The organism is Streptococcus sp. VTCC 12886, from assembly GCF_049893425.1.
Classification (GTDB): domain Bacteria; phylum Bacillota; class Bacilli; order Lactobacillales; family Streptococcaceae; genus Streptococcus; species Streptococcus suis_AA.
In genome coordinates this window covers 99,337-114,422 of record NZ_JBMVJB010000001.1, presented here as the reverse complement: position 1 = coordinate 114,422, position 15,086 = coordinate 99,337, and the positions used below count along the sequence as shown (strand labels likewise).

12 protein-coding genes and 5 pseudogenes are annotated in these 15,086 nt (G+C 39.0%); 8 read left to right on the top strand and 9 right to left on the bottom strand.

Going from position 1 to position 15,086, the window contains the following annotated elements:
* Window positions 1–194: 194 nt before the first annotated feature.
* The 3 genes from ilvC to ACPC57_RS00515 form a co-directional block, all read right to left on the bottom strand.
* Entirely contained in the window at window positions 195–1,217 is a 1,023-nt protein-coding gene (gene ilvC, locus ACPC57_RS00525) for a ketol-acid reductoisomerase (RefSeq protein WP_434066078.1), read from the bottom strand.
* A gap of 141 nt (window positions 1,218–1,358) precedes the next feature.
* Window positions 1,359–1,835 (bottom strand): acetolactate synthase small subunit, encoded by a 477-nt coding sequence (gene ilvN, locus ACPC57_RS00520; RefSeq protein ID WP_274504260.1) that lies wholly within the window; start codon window positions 1,833–1,835, stop codon window positions 1,359–1,361.
* Window positions 1,828–3,531, bottom strand: coding sequence for an acetolactate synthase large subunit (locus ACPC57_RS00515; RefSeq protein WP_434065128.1), 1,704 nt, complete (start codon window positions 3,529–3,531; stop codon window positions 1,828–1,830). The genes ilvN and ACPC57_RS00515 overlap by 8 nt, the downstream gene beginning before the upstream one ends.
* A gap of 238 nt (window positions 3,532–3,769) precedes the next feature.
* Here ACPC57_RS00515 and ACPC57_RS00510 point away from each other — a divergent pair, with 238 nt between their 5' ends.
* From ACPC57_RS00510 to ACPC57_RS00490, 5 genes and pseudogenes are all read left to right on the top strand, one after another.
* On the top strand, window positions 3,770–4,822 hold the full coding sequence (locus tag ACPC57_RS00510; protein ID WP_434066077.1) for a glycosyltransferase: 1,053 nt from the start codon (window positions 3,770–3,772) through the stop codon (window positions 4,820–4,822).
* Entirely contained in the window at window positions 4,809–5,744 is a 936-nt protein-coding gene (locus ACPC57_RS00505) for a phosphodiester glycosidase family protein (RefSeq protein WP_434065126.1), read from the top strand. The genes ACPC57_RS00510 and ACPC57_RS00505 overlap by 14 nt, the downstream gene beginning before the upstream one ends.
* Window positions 5,725–6,135 carry a hypothetical protein gene (locus tag ACPC57_RS00500; RefSeq protein ID WP_277844365.1) on the top strand — a complete coding sequence of 137 codons (411 nt, stop codon included), beginning with the start codon at window positions 5,725–5,727 and terminating at the stop codon, window positions 6,133–6,135. Before ACPC57_RS00505 ends, ACPC57_RS00500 begins: the two co-directional genes overlap by 20 nt.
* Before the next feature lie 166 nt (window positions 6,136–6,301).
* Window positions 6,302–8,017: a dihydroxy-acid dehydratase gene (gene ilvD / locus ACPC57_RS00495; protein ID WP_434066076.1), complete on the top strand. Its 1,716-nt coding sequence runs from the start codon at window positions 6,302–6,304 to the stop codon at window positions 8,015–8,017.
* 55 nt (window positions 8,018–8,072) lie between these two features.
* A pseudogene (locus tag ACPC57_RS00490) lies at window positions 8,073–8,468 on the top strand (DUF6176 family protein).
* Window positions 8,469–8,486: 18 nt separating this feature from the next.
* Here the strand turns inward: ACPC57_RS00490 and ACPC57_RS00485 are convergent.
* Both ACPC57_RS00485 and ACPC57_RS00480 read right to left on the bottom strand, forming a co-directional pair.
* Window positions 8,487–8,828, bottom strand: coding sequence for a metal-sulfur cluster assembly factor (locus tag ACPC57_RS00485; protein WP_434066075.1), 342 nt, complete (start codon window positions 8,826–8,828; stop codon window positions 8,487–8,489).
* Between the two features lie 90 nt (window positions 8,829–8,918).
* Complete coding sequence (locus tag ACPC57_RS00480) at window positions 8,919–9,368, bottom strand: pyridoxamine 5'-phosphate oxidase family protein (RefSeq protein ID WP_434066074.1); 450 nt, start codon at window positions 9,366–9,368, stop codon at window positions 8,919–8,921.
* 397 nt (window positions 9,369–9,765) lie between these two features.
* On the opposite strand from ACPC57_RS00480, the gene ACPC57_RS00475 reads away from it, so the two are divergent.
* Window positions 9,766–9,927 (top strand): hypothetical protein, encoded by a 162-nt coding sequence (locus ACPC57_RS00475; protein ID WP_434066073.1) that lies wholly within the window; start codon window positions 9,766–9,768, stop codon window positions 9,925–9,927.
* Window positions 9,928–10,066: 139 nt separating this feature from the next.
* On the opposite strand, the pseudogene ACPC57_RS00470 reads toward ACPC57_RS00475, so the two are convergent.
* Window positions 10,067–10,498 (bottom strand): annotated as a pseudogene (locus tag ACPC57_RS00470) (ATP-binding protein); the annotation flags it as partial.
* Window positions 10,499–10,559: 61 nt separating this feature from the next.
* On the opposite strand from ACPC57_RS00470, the pseudogene ACPC57_RS00465 reads away from it, so the two are divergent.
* Window positions 10,560–10,688, top strand: a pseudogene (locus ACPC57_RS00465) (site-specific integrase); the annotation flags it as partial.
* Window positions 10,689–11,294: 606 nt separating this feature from the next.
* Here the strand turns inward: ACPC57_RS00465 and ACPC57_RS00460 are convergent.
* The 3 genes and pseudogenes from ACPC57_RS00460 to ACPC57_RS00450 all read right to left on the bottom strand — a co-directional run.
* Window positions 11,295–12,344: a DUF389 domain-containing protein gene (locus ACPC57_RS00460; protein ID WP_434066072.1), complete on the bottom strand. Its 1,050-nt coding sequence runs from the start codon at window positions 12,342–12,344 to the stop codon at window positions 11,295–11,297.
* A 277-nt stretch (window positions 12,345–12,621) separates the two neighbouring features.
* Window positions 12,622–12,924, bottom strand: a complete 303-nt coding sequence (locus ACPC57_RS00455) for a DUF898 family protein (RefSeq protein WP_289648102.1) — start codon at window positions 12,922–12,924, stop codon at window positions 12,622–12,624.
* Window positions 12,925–12,980: 56 nt separating this feature from the next.
* Window positions 12,981–13,421 (bottom strand): annotated as a pseudogene (locus tag ACPC57_RS00450) (FtsX-like permease family protein); the annotation flags it as partial.
* 340 nt (window positions 13,422–13,761) lie between these two features.
* On the opposite strand from ACPC57_RS00450, the pseudogene ACPC57_RS00445 reads away from it, so the two are divergent.
* Window positions 13,762–14,963: pseudogene (locus ACPC57_RS00445) on the top strand (IS110 family transposase).
* Window positions 14,964–15,086 lie beyond the last annotated feature (123 nt).

Sequence of the window (15,086 nt, the reverse complement as noted above, 5' to 3'; positions counted from 1 at the left end):
ACAGAGGATTGGAATCTGACAGTTTGGGAAACTGTCAGAGGGGAGATATAGGGCTAGACAATAGGCAAGTCTCTCTTTTGCATAGTTATAGGCTTCCTCGCTCTTTCATTTTCAGGCGAGGGCTAAAATAGTATCCTTCCCTTGCCTCGCTTTTCAATTTCTGGGCGAGGGCTAAAACAGTCCACTGGACTGTTTTAGTTATAAATCTTGAAGGCGTCGTCGTCGTTGCGTCCGACAAATGGCATTGCTTTACGAAGTTCTGCACCAACTTTTTCAATTTCAAGATTTTCTGCTTCTTTACGATATGCTTCCATACGTGGGCGACCTGCTTTATAGTCGTTTACAAAGTCATTTGCGAATTTACCTGACTGGATATCCGCAAGAACAGCTTTCATGTTTTCTTTCACTTGATCAGTAATCACTCGCGGACCTGATACATAGTCACCAAACTCAGCAGTGTTTGAAATAGATTGACGCATTTTCTTGAAACCTCCTTCATAAACAAGGTCAACAATCAGTTTCATTTCATGCAATACTTCAAAGTAAGCTAATTCTGGTGCATAGCCAGCTTCTGTCAATACTTCAAACCCTGCTTCCATCAAAGCAGTTAAACCACCGCAGAGAACAGCTTGTTCACCAAACAAGTCTTCTTCGGTTTCTTCCTTGAAAGTCGTTTCCAAAAGACCTACACGTGCTGAACCAACTCCTTTTGCCCAGTCCATCGCAATATGTTTCGCGTTTCCAGTAGCATCTTGATACACTGCATAAAGCGCTGGCACACCAAAGCCTTCCTCAAATGTACGACGAACCAAGTGACCTGGACCTTTCGGTGCACACATAAAGACGTCGACATCAGCAGGTACTTTGATAAATCCAAAATGAATATTAAAACCATGAGCAAAACCTAGCGCATTTCCAGCTTCCAAGTTTGGAGCAACTTCGTTCTCATACAAATCTGCTTGAATTTCGTCTGGAGCCAAAATCATAATGACATCAGCTTGTTTTGTTGCTTCTGCAACTTCAAATGTTTCAAAACCATCTTCTTTTGCTTTGTCAAATGACTTACCTGCACGAACACCGATGATGACATCATGGCCTGTATCACGCAAGTTTTGTGCATGTGCATGACCTTGCGAACCATAACCGATAACCGCGATACGTTTGCCATCAAGTGCTGCTACTGTTACATCTTTTTCATATTGCATTTCTACTGTCATAATTCTTTCTCTTTTCTATATTTTATTTGAAGTTTTGGTTGCTCAAAGAAAATAAACGCTAGATTAGGCGACGAAGGAGAAGATAGAACGAATGTTCATCAAACCAAGTCAACGAAGTTTAGTGTTTATTATCGATAAGCATTAGTCTCTGCTGAAACCAGTTGCCCCGGTCCGTGCAATATTCTTGATTCCATAGGGTTGAATCACCCGTAAGAGTGCTTCTATCTTATCTCCATCACCAGTCATCTGGATGGTAATAGAATGCGGTGCTACATCTACAACATTTGCTCTAAATGGCTGAATAATTGCTAAAATTTCTGCTCGTTTTGTAGGTGGTGCTGAAATCTTAACAAGTATCACTTCGCGCTCTAGGTGAGGTATTTCGGTCAAGTCGCGGACACGAACTACATCAATTAAACGATTCAATTGCTTAATAATTTGTTCGATTTCGTCAAGGTTTTCAACATCCACTATCACCGTCACTCGGGAGACATCTTTTACCTCTGTCGGTCCAACAGATATGGACTCAATATTGATTTGACGGCGAGAGAGAACACCTGTAAAGCGGTTAAGAACACCAGATGAATTTCGCAATTTAGCTGTTAACATTCTACGCATTGAACTTCACCCCCAACATTTCCGCATTACTCTTACCAGCTTGCACCATCGGTTTAACATGCTCCTGATTGGAAATATGTATTTCAATCAACATTGGCTTATCTTCTAGGATAACTTTCATATCTTCGCTCAGTGTCGCTGGATTGTCAAAACTATAATGACTAATACCATAAGCTTCTGCCAACAATTGGAAATTTGGTTCATCATCAAAGACTGATTGACTGCGGCGTTTTTCATAGAATGATTCCTGCCATTGCCGAACCATTCCAAGAGAATGGTTATTGATCAATACAACCTTTATCGGTACGCCATAGCCATTCAAAATAGCCAATTCTTGGTTGGTCATTTGGAATCCTCCATCACCAACAAAGACAATTACTTCTTTATCTGGATTAGCTAATTTGGCACCGATAGCTGCCGGAATACCAAATCCCATGGTACCCATACCACCTGATGTTATAAGCTGTCGAGCATGTTTGTAAGGATAAAATTGGGCAGCCCACATTTGATGCTGACCAACGTCTGTCACGACAATGGCATCCCCTTGCGTCAACTGACCAATTAATTCAATTGCCGCCTGTGGCTTAACAACCTTTTCATCTTCATCATACCAAAATGGCGCCCGACGTTTGTTTTCCAATACTTGTGCCGTCCAATCAGCATAGCCTGTTTCAACTGTTTCTAAAGCAAGCAGAGCTTTCAAGGTTGCCTTAGCATCGCCCACTACTGGAATTGCGGTTTTGACAACTTTACCAATTTCTGCGGGATCAATATCAATATGTGCTACCGTCGCATTTGGCGCATAGGTTGTTGGATTGCCTGTTAGGCGGTCATCGAATCGCGCTCCAATATTGATAATGTAATCAGCCTGATCCATAGCCATATTGGCAGCGTAAGAACCGTGCATACCACCCATGGCTAATGACAGTTCGTGCTCAATTGGCATCGCCCCCAACCCTAGAAGGGTTGAAACAACTGGAATGCGGTAACGTTCTGCAAAGGCAACTAATTCTTTATTGGCATCTGCATAGTTGACACCACCACCAGCCAATATAACTGGTTTCTGAGCTCGGCTAAGCTGTTTCAAAATTTTCTTAACCTGCAAACCATTTGGTTCAACTGTCGGTTGGTAACTTGGTAAATGCAGAGCAGGATCATGGTAAGATTCTACGATCTTCTCTTGAATATCTTTCGGAACATCAATCACAACTGGTCCAGGACGACCTGTAGTCGCAATATGTACCGCTTCTGTAATCACTCGAGGAATATCTGCCGTGTCACGGATCTGATAATTATACTTGGTAATCGGCATGGTCATACCTAATACATCCGCTTCCTGAAAGGCATCTTTACCAATCCCTCTTGTTGCTACTTGTCCACTAAATACCAACAGTGGCACACTATCGCCCATGGCATCAGCAATCCCTGTAATGGCGTTTGTAGCCCCCGGTCCTGAAGTGACAATCGCTACGCCCACCTTTCCTGATGATTTAGCGTAGCCTTCTGCTTCGTGAACGGCACCTTGCTCATGACGAGCCAAAATATGCTGAATCCCCTCATACTGATGTATAGCATCATACAGTGGCAATACTGCTCCACCTGGATAACCAAAAACAAGGTCCACTCCAAGTTGATGCAAGGTATCTAAGATTAGAAATGATCCCGAACACGGTTGATTCAATTGAATTTCTTGCACAAATATTCCTCCTCCCTGCAAACGTGGTATCTACTATAATAACACACAGTGTTAGAATGTCAAGGAATATTCTGAAAATTCCTACATTTGTTCTACCTTTTTGCCTGAATTCTTAACGATTCCCTAATATTTTCTTAAGGAAAACTTAAGTAAAACCCAGTACTAGCTTGCTTTCAGCTTGGTTTTAGAAAACTCCCCTATAGTATAACCATCAAGAAAATAAATGAGGTTTATGGATATGTATTACGTTACGATACCGGCTTATCAGCCAGATGAAAAATTAATCCAATTACTAAAAGGGATGAAAAAAAGGCTAAATTGTCAAGTGATTGTTGTCGATGATGGGAGTAGCGGTGAATCTGTAGAAATCCTAGAAGCAGCTAGACAATACGCAACAGTCCTCCATCATGAGGTCAATAAAGGAAAAGGCCAGGCCTTGCGTACTGCCTTCCAATACATTTATGAATTAAACAAACCAGGAGTGGTTGTCACTGCCGACGCTGATGGCCAGCATGCCATTAATGATATTGATCGAGTTGCACGCGCTGCAATGAATCTCCCAAGCCGATTAATACTAGGTGTTCGCCAATTTACAAATGATACTCCCTTGCGCAGTCGCTTTGGAAACAAGCTGACCCGGGTCTTATTCAAATTCCAAACCGGTGTTACCGTTAGCGATACACAAACTGGTTTACGTGGTTTTCATTCCGACCTAATTCCTTTTATGTTAGAAATAGAAGGTGATCGATATGAATATGAAATGAACATGCTTACGCAAGCGAGTCAGCGTTATCAGATTACAGAAGTTCCTATCCAAACAATTTACATTGATGATAATGCTAGCTCACACTTTCGACCAATCAAAGATGGTTTATTAATTTATAAAAACTTATTTAAATTCGCCCTCGCATCCTTTGGTGGATTTCTAGTTGACTATGGTGTATATGCCTTAGCCTTACTGGTTTTTACAACTTTTCCGACCGCCCTACGGTTACTTTTAGCTAATACCATCGCTCGAATTTGTAGCGCCATTTGTAACTTTACTTTGAATAAAAAATTGGTTTTTCATAATAAAGACAGTGTTACAAGAACGGGAGTAGGCTATTTCACACTCGCATTCATTCTCTTCTTATGCGATACTACTCCCCTTTACTTATTCAATCAACTGTTAGGTCTAAACCTTTATCTGGTTAAATTAGCAGTTGGACTCCTTCTATTTCTAGTATCTTGGTTTATTCAAAAGAATATTATTTTTAAAGAAAGGAAATCATTATCACATGAAATTGCTTAAAAAGCCATTTGCCTACGCTACTATCTTCGGAATGCTCTTAACAGGAGGATTTACTTATTCCATGTTAAAAACCTTTGTGATTTCCGAAGCCATCTCAACTGTCTCAGCAAGCAATACTACTACGGGTAGTCAAAATACTACCACCGTATCATCATCTACTGCTGCAACAATTGCAACCAATGTATCTACAACCGATACGAGCTACTCAGATGACAATATCCAGATTAATCTAGAGACAATCACTATAAATAACACAACCGCTTACGTCGCAGATATTCAAGTTAGTTCTGCTGAATATTTGAAAACAGCTCTTGCTCAAAATACATATGGAACCAACATAACGGCTAAAACCTCTGAAACAGCCGCAGCAAACAATGCCATTTTGGCGATTAACGGGGACTATTACGGGGCAAATTCAACAGGTTACGTTATCAAAAATGGTGTCCTTTACCGCGATACAGTCCGCGACAATTCCTCTTATGGCGACCTTGCAATCTATGCAGACGGCTCATTTGAAATCGTCTACGAGGACGAGGTTACTGCACAAGAATTAATTGACAAGGGTGTTGTCAACTTACTAGCTTTTGGCCCTTCGTTGGTTGAAGATGGTGAAATCGTCGTAGATACTTCTACTGAAGTCGGACGCGCAATGGCCTCCAACCCGCGTACTGCTATTGGAATCATTGACGAAAACCACTATATCATCGTTGTCGCTGATGGACGAACTACCGAAAGCGAAGGATTGTCACTTTATCAAATGGCTGAAATTATGAAAGAGTACGGCGCAACTACTGCCTATAACCTTGATGGTGGTGGCTCATCAACCCTTTATTTCAATGGTCAAGTTATTAACAATCCAACAACAAACGGAAACACTATTTCAGAAAGGGCGGTGAGCGATATTGTCTACATCGGTTACTAATTCAACAACGAGATTCTCAAGAACATTTATCTCCTACTTAGCTATGGCAGCCTTCCTATTCATCTTCAGTCGTATTTACGAGAGCCTTAGTTATGGGGAAGTTTCAGTCTTTATGCACTATATGTTCTGCGCAACTTTAGTGGGAGGCATTCTGCTATTGGGCCTTCTGCAAGTCAAGCCCAACTTATCACGAATGACTTATAACTTGTGGAACTCAGGCATTGCTACCATTACAGCCGGATGTCTCTTCCGAGGTATCATAAATCTATCCGGTCGCTCAACCACCTTAGATCAACCTTACTGGTATGTTGGTGCTGGTTTCCTGGCACTTTCACTCATCACACTATTCATCAGTGACACAAGAAGAACTCGTCAAAAATTGACAGCTTAACTGACACACCGACTTTTAAGACATTTGGTATAAACCATCTGTCTTTTTGTATTTCATTGAGAGTTTTTTTACAGAATATTCAGAAATTTACATTTCTTTATCCATTCTCTTATCTATTCCGCTATTTCTGTGATATAATAGGTAAAATAAGATAGGGAGAAGAGTAATGACCGAAAAAGACACACTAAAAAATCTCCGTCACCGTAGTTCTGTCTACGATTCGATGGTCAAATCACCTAACCGAGCTATGCTTCGTGCAACTGGAATGACTGATGATAGTTTTGAAAAACCTATCATAGGGGTTATTTCAAGTTGGGCTGAAAATACACCCTGTAATATCCATCTACATGACTTTGGAAAATTAGCTAAAAAAGGTGTAAAAGATGCTGGCGCTTGGCCTGTCCAATATGGAACCATTACCGTTGCTGACGGGATTGCTATGGGAACACCCGGCATGCGCTACTCACTCACGTCACGTGATATCATTGCTGACTCTATTGAAGCTGCAATGGGTGGACATAACGTAGATGCCTTTGTAGCAATCGGTGGATGCGATAAGAACATGCCTGGCTCTATGATTGCAATTGCCAATATGGATATTCCTGCAATATTCGCCTATGGTGGAACCATTGCTCCAGGAAAATTAAATGGCAAAGATATTGATCTCGTTTCAGTTTTTGAGGGAATTGGTAAGTGGAACCACGGAGATCTAACCGCGGAGGAAGTCCGCGAAATTGAATGCAATGCATGTCCTGGACCTGGTGGTTGTGGCGGTATGTACACTGCTAATACAATGGCAACAGCCATCGAAGTTTTAGGTATGTCTATCCCGGGTTCCTCATCTCATCCAGCGGAATCTCCTGAGAAAAAGGCTGACATCGAAGAAGCTGGTCGTGCAGTTGTTCGTATGTTAGAACTCGGACTCAAACCATCTGACATTATGACACGTGAAGCTTTTGAAGATGCGATAACTGTTACGATGGCTCTAGGGGGCTCAACCAACGCCACCCTCCATCTCCTTGCTATTGCTCATGCCGCAAATGTCGATCTAACTCTTGAAGATTTCAACGATTTCCAAGAACGAGTACCTCATTTGGCAGACTTAAAACCATCTGGTAAATATGTCTTCCAAGATTTATATAACGTTGGTGGCGTACCTGCCGTTATGAAATACTTGTTGAAGAACGGTTTCCTTCATGGTGACCGCATCACATGTACTGGTAAAACAGTGGCTGAAAACTTGGAAAATTTTGCCGATTTGACACCCGGTCAAGATGTCATCATGCCGCTTGATAATCCAAAACGTGCTGATGGACCACTGATTATCCTCAAAGGAAACCTAGCTCCTGAAGGTGCTGTCGCTAAAGTTTCTGGTGTAAAAGTACGTAATCACACTGGGCCTGCGAAAGTCTTTAATTCCGAAGAAGAAGCAATTGAGGCTGTATTGACCGATGAAATTGTCGACGGAGATGTGGTCGTTGTCCGTTATGTTGGTCCAAAAGGTGGACCTGGTATGCCTGAAATGCTGTCCCTTTCTTCTATTATTGTCGGAAAAGGCCAAGGTGACAAGGTAGCCCTACTAACAGACGGTCGTTTCTCTGGCGGCACCTATGGACTGGTTGTTGGTCATATCGCTCCTGAAGCTCAGGATGGTGGCCCAATCGCCTTCCTCCGCACTGGCGATTTGGTAACAGTTGATCAGGATACAAAAGAAATCACCATGCATGTGTCTGATCAAGAAATTGAAGAACGCAAGCAAACAACAGTGATTCCACCACTCTACTCTCGTGGCGTGCTCGGGAAATATGCCCATACAGTGTCATCAGCCTCTAAAGGAGCTGTTACAGACTTCTGGAGACCTGAACGTACTGGTAAACAATAAATCATATCACAAAGCCTTGTCTAACCGACTGGGCTTTTATAAGGTGGAAACGAAGTTGAAATTAAATGTTGAATTATCTCGTTTTCGTGTAAAAGAGGGTAAGATTGCAAAAGTAGACGAATGGATGGCCTTTCTCAACAATCACATGAAAGACACATTATTGACACTCGAAAATGAAAAAATGTATGTCGAAACAATTTTCCGTGAAATACTAGATGGATGTGAATACCTTTACTGGTATTCTGTTCAAGCCGAAGGAGGGATTGAAGTCACAGATTCGGAATCATACATCGACAAGAAACATTTAGAATACTGAGAAGAATGCATTGATCCAAGCTATGGCATGGTCGATCTGGATCCTCAAGTCCTTATGATTCCCAAACCCATTTATGAAACGATGGAAGAATTAGACAGACAATACGATGACACATTTAAAAAAGAGCTGCAGTAAAATAAAACTGCAACTCTTTTATTTTGGGCTTATCCCCAGAGTAATTCGACCTAAGCGACTAATTCTTGTCATTTTCCAAGCGGGAGACCAAACAATCTCGATTTGAGCATCTTCTATTCCGTCAATAGTCTTTAAAGCTGCTACTAGCTCACCAGGCATCGTATCTGCACATGAGCAACCTGCATCAGTAAAGGTCATCACTACTTTACAAAACCCGGTTTCATCTAGATGAATTTCATAGACAAGTCCTAAATTGTATATATCTAACTCAATCTCGGGATCGTAAATGGATTCCAACACCTCCACCAATTGATCTGACAAAATAAGGGCTCGCTCATTGACTTGAATATCTTCTCTCATTTATCCAAACACTCCTAAAACATTTATAAAAAGTATTGTATCATAATTATTTGAAATATACTTGTCTTATCAAATGTTTTCATCTAGTTTTCAAAGTGCACGAACCTCTGAATGCACACCTTGACCAATAGAAAAGATATACTTATGACCTTGAGTCAAGCTATGATAGAAGCCATGACCAGCATTAATCTGAAATACTTGCATTGTATCACTAGACTCATCTTTATAGATATGTTGATAATAAGGATTATCCGCAAAAACTGTCTTTAGATAGTCGTTCTCCACAGGTCTGGCAGTCCCTTCTACACGCACTACCTGGATAAGGTACCCTTCCTCAGAAATAGCCGTCATCGCAACTCTTTGATCCCCCATCAATTGATCATAGAAATGCGTTTCTGGGCTTGTCATAAAGAAAATCCCTTCTTCGTTTGCTGCAGTGATATGAGCATGACGAGCATGTGGATTTCCATGCTCATCCATAGTAGCAAAAACCCCAACCTTCATATCTTCCAAAATATGCATAATATCTTTTAGTTCCATGGTATCACCCCTTGAAAACACCTATTTTCTAAAGTATATCAAAAATAGGCAAAAATGTTAAGTGGAATATTGATAGAAATGGTGAAAGTGTTTCATGAACAACTCCCTACTGACGGAAGCATTTAAGAAGGTAGCTTTCCATGAGTATGAAGATAAAAAGGGAGGGCAAAATGAGCCTTTGTGTCAATAAGGTATAAACTTGCTTATACCCAGCACTTCGAATAATACATTGGGTAACTAGATAAAAAACTTCTGTAATTAATATTTGTAAAATAGCCAGATTTCACAAACTGAGATGGATAGATAACTTTCTAAAAAGTTAGTCAAAAAAGTTAGTCACTTGTATTATTTGTACTTATCAGAAAAACTGTATTTAACAAAATGGGAGGCGTATCCAATGAATTCTCCACTAAATATCAGTATTACAGAAGTTAGTAAAGAAGGATTGAGTATAGAAACTAGCATTCTCAAAGATGTGGCAACAATTAACTTTGACAAAGAATTGGAAAAAGCCAAGAATCAATACGAAGAATTATTGAAAGAATTGATAGATAATTGAAATCCCTATCTAAACAAATTTGACATATTAACAACTAATTCTTGAAATAAAGTCTATAATAAAAACAAAGTGGTTATCGACCTGATTGTTAATAGACACTTTTCTGTATTCTACTGTATCCTACTTCATAAAGGATAAACTATCTTTCAACCAAAGTATAGTACTGATTTCTATCATTTTTGTTTGCGCCGTACCAATTAAGGATGCCCAATTCTTGTAAGTTTTTCATAGTTTTTACAATAAATTTACGGCTTCTACCAGTAATTTCAATCGCTTTTGCTGTTGTCATTTTCTCGCCAGAATTGTACATATAGTGGACAATAACCTGCTCATCTGCATTTAAATTACTAAAATAAGAAAACTGTTTTTATAGGCTGTCACGTGTACGAAGATGTCGGCTGACAATGTTATTCTCAAGCGTCAGGACAACCTTATTCCCTGGCTCTGAGTATTTTGGCTCATGAAGAAAGGCTGATTCCATCTCCGAGTAGATACGTTTAACACCTTCATTCATCTCACGTACCCAACCCAACTCTGTCAAGGTTCGGGCAATGCGAAGGTTTCGTAAAAAGCAGTCAAAGCATTTTCATTGACTATTTTCCAAAAATTTAAAATCAATCTCTTTGATGAGGAGCTTAGAAGCCATTTCAGAAGCTCTGACACATAGTGACCAATCCATCACTAAGATCTATATCAATACCAAAAACACAGTTAAACAAGCTGCTGGAGAAACAGCATATCGAATTGTCAAAAAACGTTGAGGGAAATTTTCAGGGAAACTTTGGATTTTTGGACGAAAAAAGACACCCAAGAGATAACTCTTGAATGCCTTGAAACGTTGATATATCGCGGATAATTAACATTTTGAGAATTGTGAAGCTTTACGAGCTTTTTTAAGACCTGGTTGGAAAGATTTTTCTTTGAATAAATTTCAAAAGCTTGTAATATCAATGTTTCCACAAGTTTTCAAAACTCACAATTTCATCCAATTCCAACTAATTTCATCTGAATGATGTGAACTTTATCCTAAAAATACACGAATTGAGCTGATAAATACTAAAAGTTCACACCATTAGTTAAATTATTTTTTGTTACATACATTTTTTTTAGATGATAGACCTCCTAATTTATTTCTTATAGCATTTGAGCAAACCTCCGTTATCAGAAAACAACCAGAAAGAAAAACTGCAAAATTTATATTTTCTTTCTTGTTGTTATTTTATAAATTGAATTTGCAGTAAAATACTTTAATGTACTTTCTTTCATCTAAAGAAAAATCTCGTATTCATCAATTTTATTTTGTTATAGGTAAGAAAGAAGAACAAACAAGAAAAACACGGCATAAAAACCTATTCAGTTCATCGTCCTCAATCCTTGTCTGCTTCAATTTCTTTTACGAGATCGTTTTGTGAATTTTTTTCAGAGAGTTTTTGATCGATATACTTGTCAATGTTTTCGTAAAATTCCTTGGTCGTCTCACTATCTAATTTTGTCGAATTATGGACTTGATTGACTTTCAATTGAACAGATTGAATACCGTAAGAGGCTTGTTTTTGGCGAATTGTTTCTAATTCTTCTTTTGAAATTGGATCTCCAACAACCGTCAAGACCAATTCATTATTCCTTGACTTGTAGAGTTGATTAATGACCGTATGATTGGCGAACTCTTTTCCTACAAACTGTTTGATCCCTTCTTTTCGCGCTTGATCCATCGTCAGAGTGACTGCTGAATAGCTTGCTGGAAGGACCAATGATACAATCAAGAATATCAACCCAATTCTCATTTTAATGTTTAGCTCTTTAAATGAACTTAAGGGAGATTTTCTCATCAAAATTCTTGTTCCAATAATATTGGTTAGCATGATAAAGACACAGTTGATCAAGAAAAGATAGAGAGCCCCAAATAAATATCGTACATTTCCATTAGCTAAACCATACCCCGCAGTACAGATAGGTGGCATTAGAGCTGTTGCGATGGCTACTCCTGGCACGATATTGTTTGCTTCTTTTTTCCTTGAACCAATGACACCTGCTATCCCACCAGCAATAGCAATGACAACATCCCAAATGGTTGGAGAGGTTCGTGCAATCAACTCGCTACTTGCGTAAGATAAGGGAGAAATCCAGAAATACAGAGTCGATACAAGCAAACTGACCAATACTTCAGTAAATAAAACCTCTAGAGATTGTTTGATTAAACGTGTATCAAAAATTGCTAAACCGAATCCCAGTCCAACAATCGGTGTCATAAGAGGGGAAATCAGCATGGCTCCAATAATGACAGCTGTTGAATTCATATTTAGACCTATAGAGGCAATAAAAATCGCACACATCAAAATCACTGTATCACTTAATCGAACATGAAGGTCATCATATAATTTCTCTCGGTATTCACGTGTTGAATAGTTTCCGGTCATTGGTTATTCCTCTTATTTCATATAATTTGTTTCCGCATGGATGATCGTAGAAAGTCTTCTGTCCAATCTTACATATTTTTAATTTTCACCTGTAATTCTTTTGAACATTATCTTTTAAATATCTATCAGACCATCCTTGACGTTATATCAAAAATTTTACAGTCTTTCTCTGAAGAAATCAATTAATTTAAATGATAAAGAAAAGAAGAAATTTTTGTTTCCTTCTCCGAAGAAGAAAAAACGATATCTCCTCTGAAAGAAGATACCGTTTTAATGTTTAAACATGATGAGTATGTTTAACAATCCATTGCTCCATTTTTATGTTCAACCAGAAGCCATAGATTCCAAACGTGATGATGGTTAGAAGAAACCACTTAATCCAGTTACCGAACAGTTGTGCTCCAGTCCCGTCAAAGTATAGACGTTGACCATCCACTACCGTATGTTTGGTTTTCCAATTTTGTATGATGCAAACCGCCCAAGATGTTGCGATACCAAAGGTAAGTAAGCTAATTAGGGCTGCTAAGATAGAGTATCCAATATAATCTAGGATTCCTCCGTCAAAATAAATTTCTTTCATTTTTGTCTCCTTTATTTTTTGATTATATTCTAGTCGTTTGCTAGTATAACGTTTTTTTATATTTGGACAATCTTACGATAACTTCTTGAAGTAATTATAAAGATTAAAACATAGATAAGGGCAAAGACACCACAAATGGAAAGAGTTACAGTTGACATCATAGCTGTATCCACAACCCCAATGACCTTGAGGATCAAATTTAATATGTGATAAGCAAATGCTAAATGGATAAAGGAAAAGATTACATGAAGGAAGAAGCCAGTCAAGACTTGCTTGTTAATAGTTTGCTTGATTTGTTTTTTATCCAAACCAACCTTTTGCAAGATGACAAAGCGTTCACGATCTTCATAACCTTCTGAGATTTGTTTATAGTAGATGACTAATACAGCACCAACTATAAAGATAATGGATAGGAATATAACGATAAAGAAGAAGCCACCAAACATTGCATTGACTTCTTGGCTATTATTTGCTTGACTGGATCCGTAAACAACGCTTTCCTGATTTTCAAAATGAAGCGATTGTTTATAAGGAGAGAACAAAACTTGTCCTCTCCAGAGTATGACTTTTTGGTAACCCACTACAGTTGACAAACATACTAAGATTAGTAGTGAAGAAATCTCCGACGGGAGAGAGTACTCACTACTTTTTCTTTATGTTAAAGTAGTGGTGTCTTGTAAAGTCGTAGGGCTCTATGGCGCTAGACGTCGCTTGACAAACTGGCAAGACACCTTGTTTTAGGTGGAGTTTAATCAAAGTATGTAGGACGCTAAACGTCGCGTATTGAAAATAAAATCACTAAAACATGGAATTATTCAAGACAAAAGAGGTAATGTCATGCGTGCAGTATTTGGAATTGATGTCAGTAAAACAAGTTCTGAGGTGGCCATTTTAGTCAACGGTGAGAAGGTTCATAGCTACACCATACTCAATGATGCCATTGGATTCAATCGCCTGTTGGGCGACTTGAAAACTGTTCATAACCATGATATTATATTTGAGGCTACAGGCGTCTATTCTCGACGTCTTCAAGCCTTTCTTGAGGAATATAGTTACGCTTACACACGGCTAAATCCACTGGAAGCTAAGAAGCAATTGGACAGTCTGCGAGTTGTAAAACAGATAAAATCGGCGCTGAAAAGTTGGCTAAATCTCAGCTTGTGCACAATCGTAAACCAACTTACGTGCAGGAAGAAGTTTATCAACACCTGCGTGATTAAAGCCGTTTCTATCAAAATATAACAGAAGATCTTGTTCGAACTAAAAACAGTCTACACAAGGTCCTACAAGTCAACTTTCCTGAATTGGAAAATCTATTATCCACACCTACTCGAGAACAATATTGGAATTTAGTGATGGCTTTTCCATGCAAAGAGTTTGTATTAAGCCTATCTCAAAGTAACTTATGTGAGGTTATCCGTCAATCTACCTCCAAACGCATCTCTGAAAAAAGTATTGCTTACCTGACTGATAAACTTATGAAACTCACTAAACAACCTTTTTGTGCGGTCAAGAAAACCTCTCCAATGCTTGAAGAGGTTCGTTACTATGCTCAAGAATTGCTTCGTCTTTCTGAACGCAGACAAGTTGTCTTAAACGACATGGTAGCTCTAGCTCAGCCTTTACCAGAGTATGACATCTTACGGTCAATTCCTGGCATCGCAGAAACCACAGCGACATCTATCATTGGCGAGTTGGGAAATATTCTTCGCTTTCAGTCTACCAATCAAATCAAAGCTTTTATTGGCATTGACCTGAGACACTACGAATCTGGGAACTTTCTCGCCAAGGAAGACATCACTAAACGAGGTAATCCCTATGCCAGAAAAATCTTGTTCAAGTGCATTCACAACATCGCTTCAGCTAGTCATACCAATCCCTGCCATATCGCTGACTTTTATGAGAAACGAAAAAGACAATCGACAATAGCTTCAACTAAGCCACATACGATTGCCTCTATACATCATCTCATTCGAACAATGTATTACCTCATTACGCATAACAAACTTTACGATTACTCTCTGACCCAAAATCGATAAGGCTGTCTGTGCCGTATTATTGTAACACCTTGTTTCAAAAAATACCAGATGAGGTGTTTTTTAGCATGCCCATTTAAGTATCAAAAAGTGTTAAAAATAAGACAGTAACCTCAGCATAGCTAC